This window comes from Aeromonas sp. 19NY04SH05-1 (assembly GCF_040581895.1).
GTDB classification, from domain to species: Bacteria; Pseudomonadota; Gammaproteobacteria; order Enterobacterales; family Aeromonadaceae; genus Aeromonas; species Aeromonas enteropelogenes.
Map to the genome: position 1 here is coordinate 1,652,099 of NZ_CP095328.1, position 22,840 is coordinate 1,674,938.

General features: G+C 61.7%; 19 protein-coding genes and 1 tRNA gene. 12 read left to right on the top strand and 8 right to left on the bottom strand.

Translation table 11 applies throughout. From position 1 onward, the window contains the following. Positions 1 to 11: 11 nt before the first annotated feature. The gene (locus MRK42_RS07745) at positions 12 to 887 is read right to left on the bottom strand and encodes a 6-carboxytetrahydropterin synthase (RefSeq protein WP_338612101.1); all 876 of its coding nucleotides are present in this window, start codon (positions 885 to 887) and stop codon (positions 12 to 14) included. A 79-nt stretch (positions 888 to 966) separates the two neighbouring features. Here MRK42_RS07745 and MRK42_RS07750 point away from each other — a divergent pair, with 79 nt between their 5' ends. The 4 genes from MRK42_RS07750 (at position 967) to MRK42_RS07765 (ending at position 4,692) form a co-directional block, all read left to right on the top strand. Further along, on the top strand, positions 967 to 2,310 hold the full coding sequence (locus MRK42_RS07750; protein WP_338612102.1) for a dihydroorotase: 1,344 nt from the start codon (positions 967 to 969) through the stop codon (positions 2,308 to 2,310). A gap of 217 nt (positions 2,311 to 2,527) precedes the next feature. Further along, positions 2,528 to 2,604 (top strand) — tRNA-Pro (locus MRK42_RS07755). A 152-nt stretch (positions 2,605 to 2,756) separates the two neighbouring features. Then, the gene (locus MRK42_RS07760; protein WP_338612103.1) at positions 2,757 to 3,227 is read left to right on the top strand and encodes a hypothetical protein; all 471 of its coding nucleotides are present in this window, start codon (positions 2,757 to 2,759) and stop codon (positions 3,225 to 3,227) included. Positions 3,228 to 3,432: 205 nt separating this feature from the next. Next, positions 3,433 to 4,692, top strand: a complete 1,260-nt coding sequence (locus tag MRK42_RS07765; protein WP_042025500.1) for a dicarboxylate/amino acid:cation symporter — start codon at positions 3,433 to 3,435, stop codon at positions 4,690 to 4,692. A gap of 43 nt (positions 4,693 to 4,735) precedes the next feature. On the opposite strand, the gene MRK42_RS07770 is transcribed toward MRK42_RS07765, so the two are convergent. Beyond that, a complete protein-coding gene (locus MRK42_RS07770) occupies positions 4,736 to 5,191 on the bottom strand; it encodes a helix-turn-helix domain-containing protein (RefSeq protein ID WP_338612104.1) in 456 nt (151 codons plus the stop codon). A gap of 143 nt (positions 5,192 to 5,334) precedes the next feature. Between MRK42_RS07770 and MRK42_RS07775 the strand changes: the two genes are divergently transcribed. Next, entirely contained in the window at positions 5,335 to 5,889 is a 555-nt protein-coding gene (locus MRK42_RS07775) for a flavodoxin family protein (protein ID WP_338612105.1), read from the top strand. A 57-nt stretch (positions 5,890 to 5,946) separates the two neighbouring features. On the opposite strand, the gene MRK42_RS07780 is transcribed toward MRK42_RS07775, so the two are convergent. Beyond that, the gene (locus tag MRK42_RS07780) at positions 5,947 to 6,549 is read right to left on the bottom strand and encodes a DUF924 family protein (protein WP_338612106.1); all 603 of its coding nucleotides are present in this window, start codon (positions 6,547 to 6,549) and stop codon (positions 5,947 to 5,949) included. A 112-nt stretch (positions 6,550 to 6,661) separates the two neighbouring features. Between MRK42_RS07780 and MRK42_RS07785 the strand changes: the two genes are divergently transcribed. Both MRK42_RS07785 and MRK42_RS07790 read left to right on the top strand, forming a co-directional pair. Beyond that, the gene (locus MRK42_RS07785; protein ID WP_338612107.1) at positions 6,662 to 7,576 is read left to right on the top strand and encodes a DUF808 domain-containing protein; all 915 of its coding nucleotides are present in this window, start codon (positions 6,662 to 6,664) and stop codon (positions 7,574 to 7,576) included. Positions 7,577 to 7,672: 96 nt separating this feature from the next. Beyond that, the gene (locus tag MRK42_RS07790) at positions 7,673 to 9,481 is read left to right on the top strand and encodes a M3 family oligoendopeptidase (protein ID WP_338612108.1); all 1,809 of its coding nucleotides are present in this window, start codon (positions 7,673 to 7,675) and stop codon (positions 9,479 to 9,481) included. Between the two features lie 57 nt (positions 9,482 to 9,538). Here MRK42_RS07790 and MRK42_RS07795 read toward each other — a convergent pair whose 3' ends face one another. After that, positions 9,539 to 10,945, bottom strand: a complete 1,407-nt coding sequence (locus tag MRK42_RS07795; protein ID WP_338612109.1) for a nucleobase:cation symporter-2 family protein — start codon at positions 10,943 to 10,945, stop codon at positions 9,539 to 9,541. A 483-nt stretch (positions 10,946 to 11,428) separates the two neighbouring features. Between MRK42_RS07795 and ycfP the strand changes: the two genes are divergently transcribed. The 3 genes from ycfP to MRK42_RS07810 all read left to right on the top strand — a co-directional run bounded on the left by ycfP (position 11,429) and on the right by MRK42_RS07810 (position 14,047). Next, positions 11,429 to 11,968, top strand: coding sequence for an alpha/beta hydrolase YcfP (gene ycfP, locus MRK42_RS07800; protein WP_026457291.1), 540 nt, complete (start codon positions 11,429 to 11,431; stop codon positions 11,966 to 11,968). A 74-nt stretch (positions 11,969 to 12,042) separates the two neighbouring features. After that, a complete protein-coding gene (locus MRK42_RS07805; RefSeq protein ID WP_026457292.1) occupies positions 12,043 to 13,335 on the top strand; it encodes an NAD(P)/FAD-dependent oxidoreductase in 1,293 nt (430 codons plus the stop codon). A 64-nt stretch (positions 13,336 to 13,399) separates the two neighbouring features. Further along, the gene (locus tag MRK42_RS07810; protein WP_201977115.1) at positions 13,400 to 14,047 is read left to right on the top strand and encodes a hypothetical protein; all 648 of its coding nucleotides are present in this window, start codon (positions 13,400 to 13,402) and stop codon (positions 14,045 to 14,047) included. Positions 14,048 to 14,284: 237 nt separating this feature from the next. Here MRK42_RS07810 and MRK42_RS07815 read toward each other — a convergent pair whose 3' ends face one another. From MRK42_RS07815 to MRK42_RS07830, 4 genes are all read right to left on the bottom strand, one after another. Continuing rightward, positions 14,285 to 15,475, bottom strand: coding sequence for an outer membrane protein transport protein (locus tag MRK42_RS07815; protein ID WP_338612110.1), 1,191 nt, complete (start codon positions 15,473 to 15,475; stop codon positions 14,285 to 14,287). A gap of 116 nt (positions 15,476 to 15,591) precedes the next feature. Continuing rightward, complete coding sequence (locus tag MRK42_RS07820) at positions 15,592 to 16,233, bottom strand: energy-coupling factor ABC transporter permease (RefSeq protein ID WP_042025555.1); 642 nt, start codon at positions 16,231 to 16,233, stop codon at positions 15,592 to 15,594. Between the two features lie 91 nt (positions 16,234 to 16,324). Continuing rightward, entirely contained in the window at positions 16,325 to 17,122 is a 798-nt protein-coding gene (gene pflA / locus MRK42_RS07825; RefSeq protein ID WP_026458147.1) for a pyruvate formate lyase 1-activating protein, read from the bottom strand. Between the two features lie 65 nt (positions 17,123 to 17,187). Beyond that, positions 17,188 to 20,124, bottom strand: coding sequence for an EAL domain-containing protein (locus MRK42_RS07830; protein WP_338612111.1), 2,937 nt, complete (start codon positions 20,122 to 20,124; stop codon positions 17,188 to 17,190). Between the two features lie 135 nt (positions 20,125 to 20,259). On the opposite strand from MRK42_RS07830, the gene MRK42_RS07835 reads away from it, so the two are divergent. Beyond that, the gene (locus MRK42_RS07835) at positions 20,260 to 21,948 is read left to right on the top strand and encodes an FAD-dependent oxidoreductase (RefSeq protein WP_338612112.1); all 1,689 of its coding nucleotides are present in this window, start codon (positions 20,260 to 20,262) and stop codon (positions 21,946 to 21,948) included. Positions 21,949 to 22,152: 204 nt separating this feature from the next. Further along, positions 22,153 to 22,812, top strand: coding sequence for a DedA family protein (locus MRK42_RS07840; RefSeq protein WP_026458498.1), 660 nt, complete (start codon positions 22,153 to 22,155; stop codon positions 22,810 to 22,812). Positions 22,813 to 22,840 lie beyond the last annotated feature (28 nt).

Here is a 22,840-nt window from a genome sequence, read left to right on the forward strand (position 1 = left end):
TAGCGCCGGGATCAGACGTAGGCGATGGCGCCCTTGCCAACCCCTTCATAGGCGACAATCTTCACGAACTTGTCACCCACCGCTTTTTTCACTTCCCGGGCGATGTAGTGGGCCAGCAGCTCGACCGTGGTATCGGTGTCGATCATCTCCACCTCGGCGGACGGGATGGCCAGCTGGAACAGCCCCTGGGGCGCCACATATTTGAAACCGGCGTGGTGATCCCCCAGCAGCACGTTGGCGCGAGCGCTCAGGGCCAGCTCGGTGAGGGCGACCCTGTCTTCTTCGGTGCCAAGGTAAATATCGGCCCAGCGCTCGGCCCAGTTCAGCTCGAGCTCTTCATCCCGCTCGCCATCCACGTGGATCTCGATGGGGGAGCGGTGGCCGTGGGCGATGCGCTGACAGTTACCGTCGTGTTTCTTCAGGCCATGGCTGTAGTGGTAGAAGGCCCCCTCGATCTGCTCCTGGCGCAGGGTCAGGGAGAGATCCTTGATGTTGCCGGGCAGCCGCTTGGCCAGTACTGCCAGCAGGTAGCGGGTGACGGACTCCTTGTCCACCTGGGGCGCCGGGATGAAGGCAAAGCCCTGGGTCGGGCAGCGCAGGTGGATGGAGCGCCCCTGGCGCAGCAGGTCGACGGTGCTCTCGTCTCCCTCCAGATGTTCGACATGGATCAGGGCGCATTCGGTGGGCACCAGCAGCTTGTGATCCACCTCTTCGTCGATGATCGACTTGATGAGCTTTTTCACCCGGCCAAAGTCCAGCAGCATGCTCATTTCGTTGAGCTCGCCACTCATCTCGATATCCACCAGCCAGCTTTCCCCTACCATGCCGCGGCGTTCGCACAGGTAGCTGGAGTCGATCACGGTCAAATCTCTTACAAATAACTTCATCAGTCAGGCCTTGCTATAGCGAAAGGGCAGTTTGCGATATTATGACCCGCGATTATCGGCAAAGGAACTGGAACCCCCCATGAACAAACTGCTTATCAAGAATGCCACCTTGGTCAACGAAGGCCGCATCTATGCCTCCGACGTGTTGATCGAGGGGGAAAGGATTGCCCGCATCGCCCCGCAGATCGAGGCTCCCGATGCGCTGGTCATCGATGCCGCGGGCCGTCACCTCATCCCGGGAATGATCGATGATCAGGTTCACTTCCGGGAGCCGGGGCTGACCCACAAGGGGACCATTGCCAGCGAATCCCGGGCTGCCGTCGCCGGCGGCACTACCAGTTTCATGGAAATGCCCAACGTCAATCCCCAGACCACCACCCTCGAAGCCCTCGAAGCCAAATACCAGATAGCCGCCAACGCCTCCGTTGCCAATTACAGCTTCTACCTCGGCGCCACCAATGACAACCTGAGCGAAATCAAGCGCCTCGATCCCAAGCAATCCTGCGGAGTCAAGGTGTTCATGGGCTCCTCCACCGGCAACATGCTGGTGGACAACCAGGAGACCCTGGCGGCGATTTTCCGCGAGAGTCCGGTGATGATCGTCACCCACTGCGAAGACACCCCGACCATCGCCCAGGCCGAAGAGGCGGCGCGGGCCAAGTGGGGCGAGAACGTGCCGATGGGTGAGCATGGTCGCATTCGCAGCGACGAGGCGTGCTACAAGTCCTCCAGCATGGCGGTGGCGCTGGCGAAAAAATATGGCGCCAAGCTGCACGTGCTGCACCTCACCTCCGCCAAGGAGCTGTCGCTCTTTACCGCCAGCCACGACCTGAGCGAGCTGAAAGACAAGAACATCACCGCCGAGGTGTGTGTTCACCACCTTTTCTTCAACGACGCCGATTACGAGACCCTGGGCAGCCAGATCAAGTGCAACCCGGCGGTGAAGAACGCCGCGGATCAGCGGGCCCTGCTCGATGCGGTGCGCAACGACGTGCTGGACATCATCGCCACCGACCATGCTCCCCACACCTGGGAAGAGAAGCAGAACAGCTACTTCAAGGCGCCGTCCGGCATTCCCCTGGTGCAGCACTCCCTGCTGGCGCTGCTGGAGCTCTACCACAACGGCGTCTTCACCCTGGAAACCATCGTCAAGAAGACCTCCCACGCGGTGGCCGAGCGCTTCCAGGTGCAGGATCGCGGCTATATCCGCGAGGGTTACTTCGCCGATCTGGTGCTGCTGGATCTGGGCAAGCCCTACGTGGTCAACGATGACAACATCCTCTACCACTGCGGCTGGTCGCCGTTCAACGGCTACCGCTTCCACAGCACGGTTGAGATGACCTTGGTGAACGGTCAAGTAGCCTGGCAAAACGGCCAGGTCAGCGATCAGGTGCTGGGCAAGCGGCTGACCTTCAACCGCTGAGCTGGTTGATGAGGGGACGCGAGCAAGGCAATGGCAGGAGCTATTGGCCTTTGAGCCCTGCAAGCGGGCGGATAGTGGGCAGATAATGGGCTGATGGCGGCACTTTGAGCGCAGATTGCTCGCAAAGCAGGCGAACGCATCGTTGTGGCGGTTTCTTTGTTGACAGGGGGGGAGCATCTCCATAAACTCAGCCCCCGTCAGCTCAGACTGACTTCGTCGGCGTGTAGCGCAGCCAGGTAGCGCACTGTCATGGGGTGTCAGGGGTCGGAGGTTCAAATCCTCTCACGCCGACCATCATTCCCCGAATAAAGGCCTTGTTTTGTGACAAGGCCTTTTTCTTTTTCCGGTATTCCCCTTGCTGGCCTCGCGCTCGGCGATTGTCTCGCTCGCCGGCCTGTGCTCTAGTAACGGCGTCTTTCCATCAGCCTTGCGCCGGAGGCCTCTCTATGTCTGCATCCATCCTCGCCCCTGTCCGGTGGCTGTTGCTGGTGACCTTGCTGCTCGGCGGCTGCGCCACCTCCTATCACAGTGAAAAATCCTTCTGGAACGGGCAAACCGGTTTCTCCCAGACCCGGCTTGGCCCCACCACCTGGCAGCTGGAGTTTGTCGGCAACGATCTGGTGGACAGGGAGACGGCTCGCAAGTACGTGCTCAAGCGGGCAGGGGAGATGGCGCTGGCCGAAGGCTATCGGCGGCTGCGGGTGGATGAGCTGACGATCAGCCGGGACGCCATCCGGGTGACCCCCTCGCGCCCCGTCTTCGATTTTGACGAGGATGAGCCGGATCCCTTTCTCGATGAGATGCATGTCCAGCACACCACCTCGGCCCTGCTGGTGTTTACCCTCGACAATGAGGCGACGGACAAAAACAGTCTCTCGGCTGAATATCTCGTAAACATAGAAATAAACAGCGTTTAATATAGTAGTTCGACAAGGTGTAGATAATATACATCTGCCAGTAGCATAAAATTCCGGAGCCAGGCTCTGGATTTACCCCTCGCTTTTAGGCATGCTCCCAGCATACCGACTATCCGGAGTCAACGGGTCGGATCACAAAAACGGACTTTAGTGGCACCCACTGCCACTGATGAAGGCTTGTATCACTCTCTATCGAGAAACCCCCATGAAAATGAATAAGCTGACGGTCGCCATCCTCATTTCGATGATGTTTGGCATCCTCACCGGTCAGGGCTATCGTCTGTTTGCCGCCGATCAGGCGGCGGATTTCGCCAGCAACATCACGATTCTTACCGATATCTTCCTGCGACTGATCAAGATGATCATCGCCCCCCTGGTCTTCAGCACCCTGGTGGTCGGCATCGCCAAGATGGGCGATACCCGCACCGTGGGCCGCATCGGTGCCAAGACCCTGGGCTGGTTCATGCTGGCCTCCCTGATGTCCCTGAGCCTGGGGCTGGTGATGGTGACTCTGTTGCAACCGGGCGTCGGTCTCTCCCTCTCCCTGCCCGATGACACCGCCAGTTCCGGCATTGCGGTGGGCGCCATCACCCTGAAAGACTTTGTCACCCACGCCATTCCCAAGAGCGTGGTGGAGGCCATGGCCACCAACGAGATCCTGCAGATCGTGGTGTTCTCCCTCTTCTTCGGGCTGGCCGCTGCCGCCCTCGGGGATCTGGCCAAGCCGGTGGTCGTGCTGATGGCCAGCGCGGCGGAGATCATGCTGAAGGTCACCGGCTACGTGATGAACTTCGCGCCGTTTGCGGTGTTCGGTGCCATCTCCGCCATGGTGGCCAAGGAGGGGCTCGGCATCCTGCTGACCTACGGCAGCTTCATGGCCCAGTTCTATCTGGCCCTGGGCTGTCTCTGGTTGCTGCTGGTCGCCATGGGCAGCCTGTTCCTGCGCGAACGGGTGCTCAAGCTGCTGGCCATGATCCGCGAGCCTATTTTGCTGGCATTTTCCACCGCGAGCTCCGAGGCGGCCTATCCCAAGACTCTGGATCGGCTGGAAAAATTCGGTTGTGACAAGCGCATCGCCAGCTTCGTGCTGCCCATGGGCTACTCGTTCAACCTGGATGGCTCCATGATGTACTGCACCTTCGCGGTGATGTTCATCGCCCAGGCCTATGGCATCGAGCTCTCCATGGCCCAGCAGATCACCATGCTGCTGCTGCTGATGGTCACCTCCAAGGGGATGGCCGGGGTACCGCGCGCCTCCCTGGTGGTGATTGCCGCCACCCTGAACCAGTTCCATATTCCCGAAGCCGGCGTCTTGCTGCTGCTGGGGATCGACCACTTCCTCGACATGGGGCGCTCTGCCACCAACGTGTTGGGCAACGCCATCGCCGCGAGCGTGGTAGCCAAGACCGAGGACAGTCTGGGCGAGACAGTGGTGCAAGGGGAAAGCGAACCCGTCAAGGTGTGAGTCTGCTCCAGGCAGATCGCTGGCGTTGGCGCCTGGCCGACCGTCACTCGCCGTTCTTGTTATTCCCGGGATTGGCGGGTTTGTTGAGCGGGGAGAGGAAGCGCAGGGGCGGCCGGGCGCGCTCCTGCTCTTCGGCTGCCTGGGTTTCGTCGAAACGCAGCTGGGCCGCCAGCAGGGTTTCGACATGCTGCTGGGCCCACTGGGAGACCTGCTCTATGGTGTCGGCGTAAGAGCGACCGAGCTCGGTGAGGCGGTACTCGACTCGCACCGGCATCGAGGGGTAAACCTCCCGTGCCACCAGGCCGTCTCGCTCGAGCAGCTTGAGCTTTTGTGACAGCACCTTCTGGGAGATGCCATCTACCTCCCGCTTGATCTCGTTGAAGCGCAGGGTCGGTTGCTGGCGCAGCAGGCCGATGATGAGCAGTACCCAGCGTTCGGCCAGCCGGTCGAAGAAGAGGCGGGCAGGGCAGTGGCGGGAGTAGACGTTGTAATCGGACATGGTTTCCTCCGGGTAACCAGGGCACCTTGGCGCCACTCATTGGCGACCAGGTTTCTTAAAGATACCATCTTCCTCGATGACGGCTCCATCCCGGGGCCGCCTTCTTCTGCAGCATGCAGTTCGCACTCGCAAGGAGAGAGCAGATGGCCAAGACAGTCGTGGTCTATTTTTCCGGTTATGGGCACTCCCGCCGCGTGGCCGAAGAGGTGGCGCTGGGCGCCGGCGCCGAGTCAGTCGTCATCGATGAGCAGGGGGAGATCTCCGCGGAAGCGTTCGCCGCGCTGGACGCCGCCGATGCCATCATCTTCGGCGCGCCAACCTACATGGGCGGCGTGCCCTGGCAGTTCAAGAAGTTCGCCGACGCCAGTTCCAAGGCCTGGTTTACCCGCGCCTGGCAGGACAAGGTATTTGGTGGCTTTACCGTCAGCGCCAGCCTCAACGGTGACAAGCAGGTGACCCTCATCTACCTGCAGACCCTGGCCTCCCAGCATGGTGGTATCTGGGTCAGTCTGGGGCAGTTGCCCTCCAATACCCAGGCGGCCACCCGTGCCGATCTCAACAGCCTGGGAGGTTCGGTGGGGTTGCTGGCTCAGGGCCCGTCGGACGCCGGAGCCGAGGCGATCCCGAGCGGGGATCTGGAGAGCGCCCGGCTCTACGGCGCCCGGGTGGCGTCGGTGGCGGCGCGCCTGCGCGGCTAGATCATCTGAACATGACAACGCCAGGGGATCCCCTGGCGTTTTTTTATGAAGTGAGGGTTAGAAACCTGAGCCGGGTTGTTGCAGGAAGGCGGCTTCGTCTTCGCTATCAGGGCGGCCCAGGATGGCATTGCGGTGAGGGAAGCGGCCGAAGCGCTCGATGATCAGTTGATGGCGGCGGGCAAAGTCGGCAAAGCCGGCGAAGGTGGTGAGGGCGGACCCTGCCGCCTGCTCCGTTGCCAGGGCATCGAACAGTGCCACGCTGCGGGTCTGCAGCTCGCGGGATTCCGCATGCTCGAGCGGCAGATAGAAAAAGACCCGGGCCAGCGGCGAGAGTGCCCGATCCGCCCCCTGTGCCAACCCCTGCAAACAGAGCTCGCGGGCCTTGGCATCCTGGGCGAAGGCGGCCGGAGTGCCGCGATGGATATTGCGCGGCAACTGGTCGAGTAGCAGGATCAGCGCCAGCCGCCCGGCGGGAACCTCGGCCCAGTCGCCGAGCCGGCCGTTGGCTGCGACCTCAGCCAGCTCGCCGAAGCGGCTGGCCAGCATGCTATCCGTCGCCGTGTCTTTGCCCCACCAGAGCGGGGCTTGCCGTTTGGCCCGGGCCGCATCGTCGGCATCATCGCCAAACCAGAGATCGAGCAGGGGCTGCCAGGGTTGCATAAAGACTCCTTGTGTCAGGGGGATAAGGCTCAGAAGGGGCGACGTGCTTGCTGCCGACGGCGCCGCTTATCGTTACACTGTGGCATCTTTTGCCCGAAATGAGGAATTCCTGATGGCCGGAACCAGTTTGTTGGCCCTGCTCGATGATATTGCCAGCGTGCTCGATGATGTTGCCCTGATGACCAAGGTGGCAGCCAAGAAGACCGCCGGGGTGCTGGGGGATGATCTTGCCCTCAATGCCGAGCAGGTCTCCGGGGTGCGGGCCGAGCGGGAGCTGCCGGTAGTGTGGGCGGTGGCCAAGGGATCGCTTCGCAACAAGCTTATCCTGGTGCCTGCCGCCATCGCCATCAGTGCCCTGGTGCCCTGGCTTATCACCCCCTTGTTGATGCTGGGGGGCGCCTATCTCTGTTTCGAGGGGGCCGAGAAGCTGGTCCACAAGTTTCTGCCCCACGAAGAGGCACGCGCCACGCAGGACGAACCCATCCCCGATGATCTGGCTGCCTTCGAGCAGCAGAAGGTGAAGGGGGCCATTCGCACCGACTTTATTCTGTCGGCCGAGATCATCGTCATCGCCCTCGGCACCGTGCAGGGGGCGAGTCTGGCCCTGCAGCTCTCGGTAGTGGCGGGGATCGCCCTGTTGATGACGGTGGGGGTCTACGGCCTGGTGGGGCTTATCGTCAAGCTCGACGACATCGGCCTGCATCTGCTGCAAAAGCCCGATGGCGGTGCCCTGCGCCGTAGCGTGGGGCAGGGGCTGCTGGTGACGGCGCCCCGCCTGATGCACCTGCTGGCACTGGTCGGTACCATCGCCATGTTCATGGTGGGGGGCGGCATCCTGATGCACGGCCTGCCCTTTGCCCATCATCTGACCGAAGGCACGGCCGCGGCCGTTGCCACCCTGCCTGCCGTGGGCGCCGTGCTCTCTGCCCTGATCCCGACCCTGCTCAATGCCCTTGCCGGCGTGGTGGTGGGCCTGGTGCTGGTGGTGGTGATGACTCTGGTAGGCAAGCTCAAACCCGCCAAATAAGGGCGCTGTTGTTGCGCGTCACGTTTCACGGGTGGCCCCTGCGCCGCCCTCTTGTTTCGCGGGCATGGCCCGCCAGATTTTGATGGCATCTTCTTTATGCAGCAAACACCTTACCCCCAGCAGTGGGACAACCGACACATCTATCCCGCCCTCGACTGCCCCGAGCTTGAGGCGGACATGGCGCAGGCCCGCACCAGCCTTGACCAGCTGACCACCTTTATAGGCACCTTGGAGCAGGTGAAAGGGCAGCCCGATGCCTTGCAGGATTTCTTGCGGGAGGTGCGCCTGCGCGCCCGGCGCATCCGCAATATCGGCTGGAACGTCGCCATTCTGACGGCCTGTCGGGGCAGCCAGGATGCCCGGGATGTGCTCGCCAAGCAGCTGGCCTCCCGCGCCCGTGCCCTCAATGCCGATTTGTTCAAGACCATGGCACCAGTGGAAGACCTGATGCTGGCGCTGCCGGAGGCGCAGTTTACCCGGCTGATGCAGGATCCCCTGCTCGGGGAGGAGGCGTACCGGCTGCGCCACGAGCGCCTTTTGCAGGATCAGCGTCTGCCGGTGGCGGCGGAGCAGCTGGTGATCGGCCTTGGCACCGACGGTCTGCACGCCTGGGGCAACCTCTACAACGATCTGGTGGGCAAGATCCGGCTGGTGATCGACGGCCGCGAGATGGGGCTGGCCGAGGCGAGCAACCTGCTCTCGAGCCCGCTGCGAGCCCTGCGCCGGGAGGCGTTCGATGCCATCAGCGCCGGCTGGGAAGGGGAGGAGGAGACGGTGGCAGCCATCCTCAACGCCCTCAATGGCTGGCGGCTGGAGCTCTCGCGCCAGCGCGGCCGCAGCCGCCAGCTTGATGCGCTCGATCTCTCCTGTCACCAGAGCCATATCGAGCGGGCAACCCTGGATACGCTGATGGCGCAGACCTATCTCGCCCGCGGGCTGGGGCAACGGGCGCTGGGGCTGATGGCCCGTCGTCTTGGCATTGAGGATATGGGGGCCGAGGATCTGTTCGCCCCACCGCCGGCCGCCAGCAGCCGCGAGATCCCGTTCGAGGAGGCGATCGCCATCATTGCCGAAGCGTTCGCCCGCTTCGATCCCGAGATGGGGGAATTTGCCCGCATGATGGCGGAGAAGGGATGGATTGATGCCGCTCCCACCCCAAACCGGCGCACCGGGGCCTACTGCACCAAGTTTGCCGAACCGGTGGAGCCGCGGGTCTTCGTCACCTACGCGGGGACCATGGACAACGTCATCACCCTCGCCCACGAGCTCGGCCATGCCTGGCACAACTGGCTCATCCGCGATCTGCCCATGAGCCAGCGCGGATACCCCATGACGCTCGCCGAAACCGCCTCCATCTTCGCCGAGACCCTGGTGCGTCGCGCCCTGCTTGAGCAGGCACAGAGCCCGGAGGAGCAGCTGGCCATCGCCTGGGCCGAGGCCGATGGTGCCGCCACCTTCCTGGTCAATATCCCGGCCCGCTTCGACTTCGAGCGCGCCCTGGTGGCCGCGCGCGAGCAGGGTTATGTGCCGGCCGGGCAGCTCAAAGCGATGACAGACGAGGCCTGGGGCCGCTGGTATGAGGGGAGCCTGTGTCGCTATCACCCCATGTTCTGGGCGGCCAAGGCGCACTTTTCCATCGCGGGCCTGGGTTTTTACAATTACCCCTACCTGTTTGGCTATCTGTTCAGCCTCGGGGTTTATCAGCAGCTGATGAGCCGCCAGGGGGCAGGAGAAAGGAATGTGGCCGAGGCGTACCGCGCCCTGCTGCGGGACACCGGCCGCATGAGTGCCGAAGAGCTGGTGGCCAAGCACCTGGGGCAGGATATTCGCGAGCCCGCCTTCTGGCAGGGCAGCCTAGCCCTGGTGGCGGCGGCGGTGGATCGCTTCGAGCAGCTGGTGGTGTAACCGCCATGCATAAGAGGTAAAGGGCCCCGGGCGGCATGGCTGTCCGGGGCTTTTTTGTCAGGAGCGCTCCTGCTGTGGCTTGATGGGCCCCACCAGCAGGGGGCGGGTCTGGTGGCTGGTATCGGGCTGATAGCCGTTGAAGAAGAGGTTGAGCAGCACAGAGCTGATGGTGGCCAAGAGGATACCGCTATGGAACAGCGGCTGCAGGGCGGCGGGGAAGTGCTGGAAGAAGTGGCCGGAGACGGTGGGGATCATGCCGACGCCTAAGCTGATGGCGACGATGTAGAGGTTGTGGCGGTTGCTGTTGTAGTCGGCCCGCGCCAGGATGCGGATGCCGGTGGCCAGCACCATGCCGAACATGACGATGCCGGCGCCGCCGAGCACGAAGGGGGGAATGGAGGCGACCAGCACCGACATCTTGGGGATAAGGCCGAAGGCGAGCAGGATCCCCCCCGACATGACGCAGACCCAGCGGCTCGACACCCCGGTCACGCTCACCAGCCCGATGTTCTGGGAAAACGAGGTGTGGGGGAAGCTGTTAAAGATGCCGCCGATGATGGTGCCTATGCCATCCACCCTCAACCCGCGCACTATGTCGCCGCGACTGGCCGGATGGCCGACGATGTCGCCGAGAGCCAGAAACATCCCCATCGACTCGATGAAGGTGATAAGCATGATCACTGTCAGGGTGGCGATGGAGATGGGGTCGAAGGTGGGCCAGCCGAAGGCGAACGGCACAATGGGAGCAAACCAGGCTGCGTCATTGAGGCCGTCCAGGCTCACCTCGCCCATGGCGATGGCCACCCCGAAGCCAAACAGGATGCCGAGCAGTACTGAGATGTTGCTGAAAAATCCCTTGGTGAAGCGGGTCACCAGCAGGATGAAGGCGAGCACCAGAAAGCTGGTGCCGATGTAGCGCAGGCTGCCGTACTCGGGATTGCCCTTGCCCCCGGCCATCCAGTCGATCCCCACCTGCATGATGCTGATCCCGATGGAGGTGATGACCACCCCGGTCACTACTGTGGGAAAGAGCGGCATCAGGCGGCCGATGAGGGGCACCAATAAGGTTGAAAGGATGCCCGCGGCTATGGTGGCCCCGAAGATGCCGGTCAGCCCCAGGTCCGGGTTGGCGCCGATGGCCAGCATGGGCATCACGGCGGCAAAGGTGACCGACATGATGACCGGCAGGCGGATCCCGGCAAAACGCCCGATGCCGAGGCACTGGAGCAGGGTGACGATGCCGCAGCAGAATAGATCCGAACTGATGAGATAGGAGATCTGCTCCTTGGGCAGTCCCAGACTGCCGCCGATCACCAGCGGCACCGCCACGGCGCCGGCATACATCACCAGCACGTGTTGCAGGCCCAGGGTGAAGAGCTGACCCGGCGGTAGCATGCGCTCTACCTCATCGACCGGGCGCTGGCATTGCCCCGCTTGGGGGAAGGGGGGATTGGTCTCGTTCATGAACACATCACTCCTTGCAACCCGGGCGACAGGCGCGGGCAAGATAGTGAAAGCCGAAGCTTCCGGTCATTGCGATCGTCTCTGGACTGGGCCCTTTTTCATCGACACAGGGGATGAGGGGGCCAGGCAGTCGTGGCCAGAGGGAGTGCACAAAGCGTGCTCGCTTGGTTATCAAGAGGCGCAGGGAGGAGGAAAGAGGGCCGTTTTGCGGAGCGGGTCACATCCTGGCGACCAGGATGCCGGGTTGGCGCTGTTTCCCGGTTGGGGGGCGATCTCAGATTGGTAGCCGGGTTATCATTATTCGGCCGTGCCCTCTCAGTTTGATAGAGAATCTGTGCCAACCGCGCTATCACTGGGGTCATGGCCCCTGCCAGCGGGGGCATCTGGCGTGATCCAAAGCAAGAAAGCAGGATGTTTTGGTGGCGCATGAGGCTAGCGCGGGGTAGTTTCGATAGAACTGACACAGATCTTGAGGTCTTATCCATGATCATCTATCTGCATGGCTTTGATGCCACCAGCCCCGGCAATCATGAGAAAGTGCTGCAGTTGCAGTTTATTGATGATGATGTGCGTTTCGTCCACTACAGCACGGTTCACCCCCGTCACGACATGAGCCATCTGCTCAAGGAAGTGAAGAAGCAGCTCGACATGAGCTCGGATCCCAAGCCCCTCATCTGCGGGGTAGGGCTCGGTGGCTACTGGAGCGAGCGTATCGGCTTTTTGTGCGGCATCCGCCAGGTGATCTTCAACCCCAATCTGCACCCGGAAGAGAACATGCAGGGCAAGATCGACCGGCCGGAGGAGTACGAGGACATAGGCACTAAATGTGTAACTGAATTTCGTAAGAAAAATTCAGGAAACTGCCTGTGCATCCTTTCCGTTGCGGATGAAGTGCGAGATAATCGGGACACTGAGCGTGAATTGAAGAACTATTACGACATCGTATGGGATGAGCGCGAGACCCATAAATTCAAGAACATCTCGCACCATCTGCAACGGATGAAGGCCTTCAAAGAAGCCTGATCCGGTACGTCGACCGATTTCGTTTTAGGGAGCCGAAGGCTCCCTTTCGTTTTGAGGAACCGAGGAAAACCATCATGATGAATATTGTCGTTGTAGGCGGCGGCGCCGGAGGCCTGGAGCTGGCCACCAGTCTGGGCCGCAAGCTGGGCAAGAAGAACAAGGCCAGGATCACCCTGGTGGATCGCAACCGTACCCACCTGTGGAAACCCCTGTTGCACGAAGTGGCCACCGGCTCCATGGACGCGGGTATCGATGCCCTGAGCTACCAGTCCCACGCCAAGAACCACGGTTTCGACTTCCAGCTCGGCACCCTGACCGATATCAAGCGTGAAGAAAAGCGCATCGTGCTGGCGCCCATCCACGACGAAAACGGCGAAGTGGTGGTCCATGAGCGCGAGCTGCCCTACGACTACCTGGTGATGGCCATCGGCTCCGTCTCCAACGACTTCAACACCAAGGGCATCAAGGATCACTGCATCTTCCTGGACAGCCCCTCCCAGGCGCACCGTTTCCACAACAGCATGATGAACCGCTTCCTGCAGTTCGCCACCGAATACCAGCCGGGCGACAAGGTGAAGATCGCCATCGTGGGTGGCGGCGCCACCGGCGTCGAGCTCTCTGCCGAGCTCTACAACGCGGTGGAGCAGCTCTACGCCTACGGCTTCAAGAACCTCACCACCGACAGCCTCAAGGTCACTCTGGTGGAAGCGGGCCCCCGCATCCTGCCGGCCCTGCCGGAGCGCATCAGCGGCGCAGCCCATCAGGAGCTGGTCAAGCTGGGCGTGGACGTGCGCACCGCCACCATGATCACCGAGGCGACCGCCGAGGGTCTGCACACCAAAGATGGCGAGCTCATTGAAGCAGACCTCATGGTGTGGGCGGCCGGCATCAAGGCGCCGGATTTCATGAAGGATATCGCCGGCCTTGAAACCAACCGCATCAACCAGCTGGTGGTGAAAGAGACCCTGCAGACCACCCGTGACGAGAATATCTTTGTCATCGGTGACTGCGCCGCCTGTCCGCAGCCGGATGGCAAGTTCGTGCCGCCGCGCGCCCAATCTGCCCACCAGATGGCGACCCAGGCGTTCAAGAATATCCTGGCCAAGATGAACGGCGGCGAGCTCAAGCCCTACCTTTACCATGACCACGGCTCCCTGGTGTCCTTGAGCCGCTTCTCCACCGTGGGCAGCCTGATGGGCAACCTGATGCGCGGCTCCATGATGGTGGAGGGCTACATCGCCCGTCTGGTCTACATCTCCCTCTACCGGATGCACCAGATTGCCCTGCACGGCTACATCAAAACCGGTCTCATCATGCTGGTGGGCCGCATCAACCGGGTATTGCGCCCGACTCTGAAGCTGCACTGACAGCGACCAGGACCCGGCGGCTGCCGGGTCCTACCCATCTTGTAACCATCGACGAGGCACGATCATGAATACGACCTCTTGCGAAAACATCCCTTTTCTCGGCCTGACCGGCCCCTTAAGCATCCTGCTGCGCGCCATCTGCGACGTATTGTTTCTCCTGGTTCTGACCCTGATGCCGGCCGTGACGGTCGTGCTCGATCTGCACTGGTTGCACAACGGGGTCGGGGAAGACTCCATCACCGAGCTGCTGCAGGAGGGAGTGCTGCTCTCCATCGTCATCGGCCTGTACTGGAAAGGGCGGACCATACCGGCGGTACGCGCCTTTCTCTGGTTGCTCGCCGGTTTCTTTGGTTGCCTGCTGATCCGTGAACTTGACGTCTACTTCGACAGGGTGTGGCACGGCTTCTGGCTATATCCGGCCCTGCTGTTGGCCAGCCTGACCCTGGTGCATACCTGGCGTCACGGGCGTGACACCCTGCTAAGCGGTGGTGTCCAGTTTGTCCGGCACAGAAGCGCGCTGTTCACGCTCTTTGGCCTGCTGCTGGTTGCCGTCTTCAGCCGCGTGTTTGGCAGCGGCTCCCTCATCTGGAACGATCTGCTGGGCATGGACAGTGGCTTCGATTTCAAAACCGCGCTGCAGGAAGGGATCGAGCTGCTGGGATATAACTATGTCGCCTACGGGATCCTCACCCAGGGCGGTTACATGCGCTGAGGCGCACTCCCTGCCAATCTGCGGTCAGCCTTCTCTTCTGGCCGCATGCTTCTCTACTCCTTTCTTGACGCCCGGTTTGGTCGATAACGCCGGGCAATGCCTCTTCGACCGCACCGCTCTGCCATCTTGTTCATGTTGATTGGAACGATGAGCCGGGCTTGTGGCGGGGCCAGCGAAAGAAGCCGGCCCCGGCGTACATGGCGGGTGACAAGAGATGCCCCTCGATCGTGCCTCTTGTCAGAACTGCTTGCTGTAGTTGACTGCGAAGAAATAGAAGCTGGGGTTGTCGTAGCTGCCTGATAGGTAGTCCGCCTGGACGCTGGCGCTCTCCTGATCGATGTACTCCATGGCGGCCCCTATGCTCTCCCTGGGATTGAGGGCATATCTGGCCCCGAACCCGATCCGGACGGCGGCGCCGCTCGGAATGGTCAGGGAGGTCTTGTCCTGATCCTTGTAGACGCTGCTGTCATAGGCCAGCCCGCCATTGAGCACCCACTGGGGTGTCAGGGTGTGCTGCAGCCCCACGGCCACGTGATAGGTATCCTGGAAGAGCCCCTTGTTCCCCTTGCTGACGCCGACGATGCTCACGTCGTTGCCGTTGTAGCGGCTCCAGTCCTGCCAGCCCAGGTTGCCCATCAGGGCCCAGTCGGGGGCCAGTTCGTGGTAGCCGCTCAGCATCAGCTGCTGCGGGCTGTTGACCATGCCGGAGATGGGCAGCTGGGCAGAGATCCCTGGCATGCTGGGCCTTTGCAGGGTGATCTGGGTCTGGACATCAAAGTGATACTTGATTTCGCTGCTGTAACCGAGGCCAAAGCGGGTCGCCGGGGTGAGCTCATAGAGCACGCCAACCTTTCCATTGATGGCCCAGTCGCTGTCGTCGAGCTTGCTCTCGCCGTGGTCTGTCTCGCGCTTGAGGGCAAACAGTCCGTAGTTGAGACCCACTGCCGCTCCGAGGGACCAGTGCTCGTCGATTCGGTAGGCGACGGAGGGTTGCATCGTCAGCGCCATCAGGGTGGCCTCCTTCACCAGCTGTTGCCCGGCCCAACCGCCAAAGTCGAGCCCCAGGCCGAAGTTACCGTAGGTGGCAAAACCCAGGGTCCAGCGGTCGTCGATCTGCTGGCTGTAGTAGAGGGAGGCAGAGGGAAACCAGCCCACCACGGTATCGACATCTTGGTAGGCGGTGTCCGCCAGATCGTAGGGCACGTCCCCGTAGAGCGCCTGGCCACCCATGGTGAGATGGCGCCCCTGCAGGCGGCTGAGGCCAGCCGGATTCATGAACTGCACCGTGGCATCCTGTGCCCGCGCGGCCATGCCTGCCGAAGCAAGGCCAACATCATCCGTGCCCGTTTCATAGAGGTAGAGGCCGCCAGCCTGGCTGGTGGCGGTGAACAGCAGACACAGGGACCACAGCGAGTCGAGTCGTTTCATACAAGTTCCTTTTTCATGCAACGTTGAGCCGGGTAGTGAGCACGGGTGATCCGGACAGGCATCAATGGCGCTATCTCCATTTATATTGGGTTCTGTTGGGGCTGGCGAGAGGAGGCTCAGCGCCCCAGATAGGTACGGTCGAAAAAGGTGTTGACCCAGTGGGGGCGATAGATGGCCAGCACTGTCATTGCCATGCCGTTGAGCAGGGCCTCCGGAAACAGCAGGAGCGGCCAGATGGAAAGATAGTCGGCACTGATGGTATGCCAGGGATAGGTGCCGCTCACTCCCATCAACAAAGCGCTGGCTACCACCTTGACCGAGATGGTGACGGCGCCGCCGAGAAAGGCCGCGACGAAGAGATAGACGAACAGATGGCGGGGCAGCCAGGCCCAGCTCGCCAGAAACAGCAGCCAGCTGGTTGCCACCGGCAAGCCGATACCGATGAGGGCCTGCCAGCCAAAATCAGCCAGGTTGGTGACGCCGAAATAGCCGAGCACCAGCAGGGTCAGGCAGGGAGCGAGCAGAGCCAGTCGCCAGCCCAGCAGCAGGGTGAGGGTGGTGAGGCCGAGAAAGTGGACCTCCAGCCCCTCGTGTAGGCCGGCGCGCAAATACCAGAGCGGGATCAGGGCGATGGCGCTGCCCAGCAGCAGATGCTGGTAAAGGGGATTGTCATGGAGGGTTTGCCACAGAGGGCGGCGCAGGCTGAACACCAATAGCAACAGCCAGATCAGCAGGGCGGCGAGTTGTCCTTCACTCATGGGGGCGTCCATTGCCTGGAGAAGTTGCCGGGCAGCGCACTCCCTGCCGCCCGGGCCTGAAGCAGGCTAATGGTCCAGCCTGCCGTTGGCATCAATATTTCACGTTGGGGTGATACTTGCCGATGATGGCCTTGACCCTGTCCATGGTCTCCTTGCTGGGGGGCTTGATACCGCTCAGCTCGTAAGGATCCCCCAGCACGTCCCACTTGTGTTTGCCGAGTTCGTGATAAGGCAGCAGCTCCACCTTCTCGACGCTCTCGCCCAGCTCGGCGATGAACTTGCCCAGCTCGTCGGCGCTCTCGTCGTCGTCGCTCCAGGTGGGGACGACGACGTAGCGGATCCACATGGTCTTGCCCCTGGCGGCCAGGTGACGGGCGAACTCCAGGGTGTATTTATTGCTGACGTGGGTCAGGGGAATGTGTTTCTCGTCATTGATCTGCTTGATGTCGAGCAGCACCAGGTCGGTCTGATCGAGCAGGGCGTCGACCTGGTCGTCGAGATGGCGGACGAAACCGTTGGTGTCGAGGCAGGTGTGAATGCCCTTCTCCTTGCAGGCGGTGAAGAGCTCGGTGATGAAGGCCGGTTGCAGCATGGCTTCACCGCCCGATGCGGTCACACCGCCGCCGGAGGCATTCATGAAGTGGCGGTAGCTGGTGATGTCCTGCATCAACTCCGGCACTGTCACCTCACGGCCACCCTGGGTATCCCAGGTGTCCCGGTTGTGGCAGTACTTGCAGCGCATCAGGCACCCTTGCATGAATACGATAAAGCGGATTCCCGGACCATCGACAGTGCCGCAGGTTTCAACGGAATGGATCCGGCCAATGACCCCTTGGGGCTTGGCTTGTTCGCTGATTTCGACGGCAGGGATCCGGTTAGTGACAGACATAGGCAACTCCAACGATTCGCGCAGGCCGTTATTTTATTACATAAATCCTTATTGTTCCTACACCTTTAGTCTGCCGGATGGCCGCCGAGCAGTTGTTCGAGTGCCCTGACGGGGAGCGGACGGCAAGTGAGGAAGCCCTGGTAGTGCTGGCAACCCAGCTCCTTGAGGATGGCTAGCTGGGCCTCATCCTCGACCCCCTCCGCCGTCACGGTGAAACGGAACACCTGGGCCAGATCCAGGATCGCCTTGACGATGGCCTTATCCTGCTCGCTATGTACCAGGGTCTGGATAAAGCTTCTGTCGAGCTTCACCTCGTCGGCGGGCAGGTCGCGCAGATAGGCCAGCGACGAGTAGCCGGTGCCAAAGTCGTCGATGGAGAGCAGGATGCCGAGCTCTTTCAACTGGTGCATCCGGGCGATGCTCTCGCGGCGGTTTTCCAGCACCACGGACTCGGTCACCTCCAGCAACAGGCGGGAGGGTGGGACGCCGGTATCGCGCAGTATGTACTCCACCTGCTGCACGAAGCCCTGGGTGTGGAATTGGCGGGCGCTGACGTTGACCGAGAGGTGAGGGATCTGAAGCCCCTGGTTGAGCCAGAAGCTGTATTGGGCGCAGGCGGTTTTCATCACCCAGTAGCCGATCTCCAGAATGAGGCTGGTCTCCTCGGCGATGGGGATGAACTCCCCCGGCGGCACCATGGTGCCATCGCTGCGCTGCCAGCGCAGCAGGGCCTCGATGCCGGAGAGGCTGCCGTTGTCGACCCGGTACTGGGGCTGGTAGTGCAGCAGCAGCTCATGGTGGCGCAGGGCATCGCGCAGCTGGTTGGTCAGGGTCAGGCGATTTTTCTCCTGCTGGGCCATCGCCTCGCTGAAGAAGACATAGCTGCCCTGACCGGTACGCTTGGCTATGTGAGTGGCGGTATCGGCCTGCTGCATCAGGGTCAGGTGATCCATGCCGTTGCTGGTAAAGAGGCTGATCCCCACAGAGGCGCTGCAGTGCAGCTTGTGATCGCCGATGTCGAACGGGGTACGAAACAGCCCCATCAACTCGCGGGCGAAATGTTCCGCCAGGATCTTGGCGGTGACCTCTCCTTGCCCCAGCTGGGTGAACAGCAAGGCGAATTCGTCTCCCGAGATGCGGGCCTGGATCAGGTTGTCCTGGGGCAACTCCCGAAAACGGCGCACCACCGCCTGCAGCAGCTGATCGCCGCAGGCGTGGCCAAGGGAGTCGTTGATCGACTTGAAGTTGTCAAGATCCACCAGCAAGAGGGCACCCCACTGGCCGCTGGATTCACCCAGGGTGCGCTGCAGCGCATCGTTGAGACTGCGGCGATTGTAGAGACCACTCAGATCGTCGTAGTAGGCGAGCTGCTCGATATGTCTGGCAGCCTCCTTCTCCTGGGTGATGTCGTAGAAGCTGCAGATGAAATGGCTGATCTCTCCCTGCCCATCCTTGACCCCGCTCACCATCAGGCGCACCGGAAAGAGGTGGCCATCCTTGTGCAGGCACTGCTCTTCGCCGAGCCAAAATTCCTGTTCGGTGACCGCACGTCGCACCACTTCCTTGAGATCGTCCCCATAGTAGGTGGGGCGCAGCTGGCGAATGGAGTGACCAATCACCTCCACCTCGCTAAAGCCGGTGATCCGGCTGAAGGAGAGATTGACCTTGAGCACGATGCCATGGTGATCCATCACCACCAGGCCGTCATGGGTATTGAAGGCCACTTCGGCCAGGCGCAGCGCATCGTCGGCAGCGAGTCGGCGCAGCTCGATGGCGGCCCGCTCATGCTGGCTGCTCAGCTGATCGAGCAGGGGCTCGGGATCGGCCAGCGGCGCATCGAGCAGCAGGGAGAGGTGACCCATGATGGTGCCGTCGGCGCCGTGCAGGGGGATGCCGACATAGGCGTTGGCATTGGTGGCCAGCAGCTTGGTGGCATTGGGATAGCGCAGGGGCAGATCTTCCACATAAAGGGCCTGACCGTGCTCAAAGAGCTCCCTGCCCGGCCCCGGGTCCATCTGGATGGGCTTGAGGGTGGAGAAGGTTTGCTCATGAAAGACGCAGCGGGGGATGATCCAGAGCTCCTGGCCGCGAGGCTGGTACTCACCGATGAGGCCGATTCGGGCCCCGCTGATGGTCATGGCCCACTGCACCAGGGTCTTGCAGTAGTCGATGCCGGTCAGCCGGTGCAGCTCGGCGGGCAGGGTCGGCTCGTCGTCATGGGATTCGTCTCCTGGCTGCCAGTGGCCAAGCAGCTGGGCGCTGTGGCGCACCAGCTGCAGCATCTCGTCGCTGATGGGGGTCTGCTCCAGGTATTCGAGGCTGAGGACACCAAACAGCTTGTCCTGCTCAAGCAGAGCGCAATCGAGACGTGAGCGGACGCCGGCGTTGGTCAGATAGAGATGCTGGCTCAGCATCGGCTGGTGGGCTGCCTCGGAAAAACTCAAGGATTTGCGGGTGCGCAGGGCGCGAATGTAGCGACTGTCACCCCGGATCGGATAGAGGCTCTCTACCCCCAGGGTAAACACCGGGCTGAGCTGTTCACCCCCCAGCTCGCCATTGGCCTGGTAGTGCCAGAGAATGAGTCGATCGGCCCCCAATGTCTCTTTCAGCGTCTCCAGCAGCGGCGCATACTGTTGCTGGCTTGCCATCTGGCTCAGCCGCGGCAGTTGCAGGGCAAGATCGGCCACCGGAAGCTGGCGCTGATGCTGCAGGCAGATCAGCCAGAAGTCATTTTGTTCATGAGCGATGGCGATGTGCCACTGCTGCTCGGCAAAGCGCAGGGAGATCTTGCCCCCCTGGCCATTAGCCAGCAGCTGTTCGATGGGGTGGCGCAGGGCGTCGGGAAGCTGGGCTGGCCAGGAGGCTCTGGGCTCATCGAGCCAATAGAGCGGTGTCTGCATCACGTCGGTCAGTGCGACCAGCCGTTGGCTGTGCATATCCAGACGAAAAAAGAGCGGCGTCTGGCGGGGAGAAGAGATCTGACTGAGTGCGGTAGACGACATGAACAAACAACATCCTGTTAAGCAACCGTCGGGCTTGCAAGAATACTGCAAAATCGAGGGAAACAAAATTTCATTGAACTCTAAATTAGAAAAAGCTAATTTATTGGTCATTAACGTCCATGAGGAGTCATGCTGATGAAAAGGATCCTGATTATTGGTGGTGTAGCGGGGGGCGCATCGGCGGCCGCCAGGGCCCGTCGCCTGAGCGAGGATGCGGAGATCGTGATGTTTGAGCGAGGCGAATTCGTCAGCTTCGCCAACTGCGGTCTGCCCTATCACATCGGGGGGGATATCCCTCATCGGGATGCCCTATTGCTGCAGACTCCCCAGAGTTTCAAGCGCCGTTTCAACGTCGATGTGCGTGTCTTCCACGACGTCATCGAGATAGACAAGGCCGGCAAGACCCTGCTGGTGCGCAATCTGCAAACCGGTGAAGAGCAGCGCGAACCCTATGACGTGCTGCTGCTAAGCCCGGGGGCGGCTCCCATTCGTCCGCCTTTCCCGGGCATCGACAGCCCCCACGTCCACACCCTGCGCAATATTCCGGACATGGATCGCATCCTGGCCGCCCTTGAGCACGATCAGCCACGGCACGTCACCGTGGTGGGGGGCGGTTTCATCGGCCTGGAGATGATGGAAGCCCTGCACCAGCGCAAGCTGGAGGTCACCCTGCTGGAGCTCTCCGATCAGGTGATGGCGCCGGTCGATAAAGAGATGGCCAATATGCTCCACGCCCGCATTCGCGAGGAGGGGATCGATCTGCGCCTGCGCACCGGCCTTTCTGCCATCGAGAGCCTGGATGTACTGGCGGAAAAAACCGCCGCCGTGGCCACCGAACAACGGGGTGGATTGCGCCTGACCCTGAGCGATGGCACCCATCTCGATACCGGGCTGCTGATCCTGGCCATCGGGGTCAAACCCGAGACCCTGCTCGCCGCCAAGGCCGGGCTGGAGCTGGGCCCGCGTGGCGGCATCAAGGTGGATGCCGGCATGCGCACCTCGGATCCCTTCATCTACGCGGTGGGGGATGCGGTGGAGGAGACCGACTTCGTGACCGGCGAGTCCGTGCTGATCCCGCTGGCAGGCCCCGCCAACCGTCAGGGCCGCATTGCCGCTGACAACATGCTGGGGCGCAGCGAGACCTACAAGAAAACCCAGGGGACCGCTATCTGCAAGCTGTTCGATCTGGCGGTGGCGAGCACAGGTCTCAACGAGAAGCGGCTGGTGCAGCTGGGTCTGCCGTTCGAGAAGGCCTATGTCCATCCGGGCAGTCACGCCGGCTACTACCCGGGAGCCCATCCGGTCAGCCTCAAGCTGCTGTTTGCCCCGGATGGCAAGATCTACGGCGCCCAGGCCATCGGCAAGGATGGCGTCGACAAACGAATCGATGTGCTGGCGGTCGCCCAGCGTGCCGGGCTCACCGTGTTCGACTTGCAGGATCTGGAGCTTACCTATGCACCGCCCTTCGGCTCGGCCAAGGACGTGATCAACATGGCCGGCTTTGTGGCCAGCAACCACTTGAAGGGGGATACCCTGCTCTGTCATGCCGCCGAGGTTGAGGCCCGTCACCCCCATCAGCAGGTGCTGGATGTGCGCAACGGCCCCGAGCTCGACAAGCTGGGTCGCATTCCGGGGGCGATGCACATTCCGCTGGATGAGCTGCGTGGCCGCCTCGCGGAGCTGCCCAAGGACAAGGAACTGCTGATCAGTTGTCAGGTGGGGCTGCGCGGCCATGTGGCCTGTCGCCTGCTGAGCCAACACGGCTTCAAGGTGAAGAACCTTTCCGGCGGCTTCAAGACCTGGCAGATGGCCACCGCCGACTGATTACTTTCTGTGCCTGTTTGCCCCTCTCCCTTGTGCGCGCAAGATGAGGGGCTTTTTATACCCGTCATTCAGTCCCCTCATCCGGCCTGCAACAGATAGACACACTTTTTTTGCTGACATTGTGAAAAATTAACGTGTTGTTCAGGGGCGTGCGGCTATAACGCGAGCCTTGTACACGAGAAACAGTGTGGTAGGGAGTGTGACATGCTGGATATGCTGATCGCCATTTGGCATCAGGACTTTGATGCACTGGTTCAGATGCAGGCCGTGCCTATGCTGATCGGCTGCCTGATGCTGGTGCTGCTGCTGGAATCCGCCTTCGTCTTTCTGCCCCTGCCGGGAGACAGCCTGGTGCTGCTGGCCGGTGGCCTGGTCGGGATGGGAGTCTTTGGCCCCGAAGTCACTCTCGGTTATCTGCCGCTGGCGGCGGGGATTGGCTCAGTGCTCGCCTACCTGCAAGGACGGGCGCTGCAGCGCACCCGCTTCATGGACCATATCGAGCGAATGCTGCCCGCAGAGAGCCTGCCAAGGGCAACCAACCTGTTGAAACGATATGGTTTTCTGGCCATGTTCTCGTCCCGCTTCATCCCGTTCGTGCGGGTGCTGACCCCCATGCTGATGGGGATTGGCCGCCTGAGCGTGCTGCGGATGTGCATTGCCAGCTTCGCCAGCGCCTTCCTGTGGGCGCTCTGCCTGAGTTTGGTGGGCAAGCTGGCGATGAAAACCTCCTTCTTCGCCCATCACAGCGAGCTACTGACCCGCCTGCTGCTGATCGCCTCCCTGGTGCTCTTCCTCGCTGCCGTCATGGCCATTCTCTTTCGCTGGTTCAAGGGGGGAGCGAAGAGGGAGACGACCCACGAGTAACGGATAATCTTGACTCCCGCTGGTGGAG